This window comes from Nocardia farcinica, from assembly GCF_029867845.1.
Taxonomy (GTDB): Bacteria; Actinomycetota; Actinomycetes; order Mycobacteriales; family Mycobacteriaceae; genus Nocardia; species Nocardia farcinica_A.
On sequence record NZ_JARWRU010000847.1, the window covers coordinates 1 to 4,105 of the forward strand.

Genomic DNA, 4,105 nt, shown 5'->3' on the forward strand with positions numbered 1-4,105 from the left:
GCGACGCGCGCCCTCGCGCCGGCCGCCGCGCTCGGCGCGGGCCGCGCCCGGTTCGTCGTCCAGCCGCAGCGACAGGCCGATGCGCTGACGCGCGACGTCGACCTCGATCACCTTGACCTTGACGACGTCACCGGACTTGACCACCTCGCGCGGGTCCTTGACGAACGAACGCGACATCGCCGAGACGTGCACCAGGCCGTCCTGGTGCACGCCCACGTCGACGAAGGCGCCGAAGGCGGCCACATTGGTGACCACGCCCTCGAGCACCATGCCCGGCTTCAGGTCGGCGACCTTCTCCACGCCCGCGGCGAACTCGGCGGTCTTGAACTCGGGACGCGGGTCACGACCCGGCTTCTCCAGCTCGGCGATGATGTCGGTGACCGTGGGGACGCCGAACTTCTCGTCGGTGAAGTCCGCGGGCCGCAGGGCGCGCAGGGTGGCGGTGTCGCCGATCAGGCCGGTGATCTCGCGGCCGGTCGCCTCCAGGATGCGCCGCACCACCGGGTAGGCCTCGGGGTGCACCGCGGAGGTGTCCAGCGGGTCGTCGCCGCCGCGGATGCGCAGGAAGCCCGCACACTGTTCGAAGGCCTTCGGGCCGAGGCGCGGCACCTTCAGCAGGGCGGAGCGGGAGCGGAACGGCCCGTTGTCGTCACGGTGGGCGACGATGCTCTCGGCCACCGAGGAGCTGATGCCCGACACCCGCGACAGCAGCGGCACCGAGGCGGTGTTGACGTCGACGCCGACGGCGTTCACCGCGTCCTCGACGACCGCGCCCAGCGAGCGGGCGAGCAGCGTCTCGGACACGTCGTGCTGGTACTGGCCGACGCCGATGGACTTGGGGTCGATCTTGACCAGCTCGGCCAGCGGGTCCTGCAGGCGGCGGGCGATGGACACCGCGCCGCGCAGCGACACGTCGAGGTCGGGCAGCTCCTGGGAGGCGTAGGCCGAAGCGGAGTACACCGACGCGCCCGCCTCCGACACCACGATCTTGGTGGGCGTCTTCGCGCCCTCTGTGGCGCCGATGCGCGAGATCAACTCGGCGGCCAGCGCGTCGGTCTCGCGGGAGGCGGTGCCGTTGCCGATGGCGATCAGCTCGACGCCGAAGCGAGCCACCAGCGCGCCGAGCACGGCCAGCGACTTCTCCGTCTGCCCCTGCGGCTTGTGCGGGTAGATCACCTCGGTGGCGACCACCTTGCCGGTGCCGTCCACCACCGCGACCTTCACGCCGGTGCGGTAGCCGGGGTCGAGGCCCATGGTGGTCCTGGTGCCCGCCGGGGCGGCGAGCAGCAGGTCGCGCAGATTGGCGGCGAAGACCTCCACGGCGTCCTTCTCGGCGGCCTGACGCAGCCGCATCCTGGTGTCGATGCCGAGGCTGATCTGCAACTTCGTACGCCAGGCCCAGCGCACGGTGTCCAGCAGCCAGCCGTCGGCGGGGCGGCCGCGATCGGCGATGCCGAACTTCGCGGCGATCCTGGTCTCGTAGACGCTGCGCTGATTGGGCTCGGGTTCCTCGCTGTCGGGCTCGAGCCGCAGGCTCAGCACCTCTTCCTTCTCGCCACGGAAGAGGGCGAGCACGCGATGGGAGGGCAGCGAGCTGAACGCCTCGCTGAACTCGAAGTAGTCGGCGAACTTGGCGCCCGCTTCCTCCTTGCCCGGCCTGACCTCGGAGGTCAGTTGTCCGCGGTTCCACATCAGCTCGCGCAGCTCGCCCACCAGGTCGGCGTCCTCGGCGAAGCGCTCGACCAGGAGGGCGCGGGCGCCGTCGTGCTGTTGGGCGGTGTAGCCGGCCGGGTCGACGGCCGGATCGCCGAGCAGCGCGTCGGCGACCGGCTCGTGGCCCGCCTCGCGGGCGATCTGGGCCTTGGTGCGCCGCTTGGGCTTGTAGGGCAGGTAGATGTCCTCGACCCTGGCCTTGGTCTCGGCCAGCAGCAGGCTGCGGTGCAGTTCGTCGTCGAGTTTGCCCTGCGCGCGGATGGATTCGATGACCGCGGCGCGGCGCTCGTCCAGCTCGCGCAGATAGTGCAGCCGTTCCTCGAGCTGACGCAGCTGCGCGTCGTCGAGACCGCCGGTGACCTCCTTGCGGTAGCGGGCGATGAACGGCACGGTCGATCCGGCGTCGAGCAGTTCCACCGCGGCCCGGACCTGGCTCTCCCGCACGCCGAGCTCCTCGGCGATGCGCCTGCCGACACCGGCCGGGGGCGTGCGCGTGGCCGTCGGTGCGGCGGCGGTCGTATCGGTGCTGTTCGTCTCTGAACCGGCGATCTCGGGCGCTGTCGTCACGAGCGGCAACACTAGTCCCTCGGCTCAGTGACTCTCGCGCTGACGCAGGATGAACCGCTGCACCTTGCCGCTGGGGGTCTTGGGCAGGCTCGCCACGAAGTGCACACGGCGTGGGTAGGCGTGCGCGGCGAACCTGGTCTTCACCAGCCGCTGCAGTTCCTCGGCCAGTTCGGCGCTGCCCGAGGCGCCGCCGCGCAGCACGACGAACGCCTCGAGCACCTCGCCGCGCAGCTCGTCGGGCAGCCCGACGACCGCGGCCTCGGCGACCAGATCGTGCATGACCAGCACGCTCTCCACCTCGAACGGGCCGATGCGGTAGCCGGCCATGATGATCACGTCGTCGTCGCGGGAGGAGAAGTGGAAGCAGCCGTCGGCGTCGCGCGAGCCCGCGTCGCCGGTGAGGTACCAGCGGCCGTCGGGAGTGAAGCGTTCGGCGGTGCGCTCGGGGGCATCCAGATAGCCGACGAACCACATCAGCTCGCTGCGCTCGGCGTCGATCGCCAGCCTGCCCACCACGCCCGGCCCGACCTCGACGTCGGCGTCGTCGGCGAGCACGGTGCAGATCCAGCCGGGCAGCGGCCTGCCCATGGACCCGATCGGGGCGGGGGCGTCGAGCTGCTCGTGCCAGGCGTTGCAGATCACCATGCCGTGTTCGGTCTGGCCGTAGTGGTCGCGCACCGGCACACCGAGAGCGCGCGCGGACCAGGCGACCACGTCCGGGGTGAGCGGCTCGCCGGCCGAGGACGCGCGGCGCAGCGAGATACCCGGCGAGGGCGCGCCGGTCTCGCTGTCGGCCGAGCGCAGCGCGCGGTAGACGGTGGGGGCGGCGGCGAAGTTGGTGACGCCGAAACGCTCGAGCACCCGCAGGGTCAGGGCGGGCGAGAAGGCGGCGTGCAGCAGCAGGCTGCGCGTGCCGGAGGCCAGCGGGGCGAGGATGGCGTAGTACAGGCCGTAGGCCCAGCCGGGGTCGGCGGCGTTCCAGAACACGTCGTCGGGCCGCACATCGAGCGCGAACTCCTGATAGGCCTGGAAGGAGGCCAGGGCGCGGAGCGGGATCGGCACGCCCTTCGGGGTGCCGGTGGTGCCGCTGGTGAACAGCTGCACCAGCAAGCCGTCACCGCCGACGGCGACCGCCGCGCCGCGCGGGTCGTCGGCCGCGTGGGAGCCGACCAGTTCCGCGAAGTCCAGCGGTTCCCGGATGGACAGATCGGCCGCGGGCTCGCCCGCCACGACGAGCCGCCAGGGCGCCTCGGCGGGGATGTCCGCACCCGGCAGGAGCTTGGCGGCCTGGTCGGCGTCGGCCACGACCACGGCGGTGCGGGAGGCCTCCAGCCGCATGGCGATGGCGGGCGGGGCGAAGGCGGTGAACAGCGGCACGTGCACCGCGCCGCGCCGCCAGATGCCCAGCAGCGCGATGACGAGCTCGGCGGACTTGCCCATCAGGGTGGCGACGCGGTCGCCGGGGGCGACGCCGAGGCCTGCCAGCGCGGCGGCGAAGCGCGCGGATCGCTCGCGCAACACACCGTAGGTCAGCTCGGTCGAGGTCAGGTCGGATTCGATCACCGTGAAGGCGACGGCATCGGCGGGATGCCGATCGCACAGCAGCTCGGCGGCGCACGCGTCGGGGCCGTCGTAGCCCCGTAGGAGCTCGCTCACGCGCGCGTCCACATCCACACGGTTCTGCACGTCGATGGCCATGTCGGTCTCCTTCTCGGTGATGCGGACTACCCGTCGAATAGAATGTGGGTCTGATCACGTCGCCGACTACCCCCGAAAAGGGGTGACCGCTCTTGACAACCGTTCCCCTGCTCCGACCCCGGGACGC

General features: G+C 71.8%; 2 protein-coding genes. Both read right to left on the minus strand.

Annotated features, from left to right (window positions below):
* Positions 1-2,280: Tex family protein (locus tag QH283_RS18555; protein WP_432420748.1), on the minus strand; the 2,280-nt coding region annotated here is incomplete at its 3' end.
* Positions 2,281-2,304: 24 nt separating this feature from the next.
* Positions 2,305-3,978 (minus strand): AMP-binding protein, encoded by a 1,674-nt coding sequence (locus tag QH283_RS18560; protein ID WP_280504256.1) that lies wholly within the window; start codon positions 3,976-3,978, stop codon positions 2,305-2,307.
* Between the last annotated feature and the right edge of the window lie 127 nt (positions 3,979-4,105).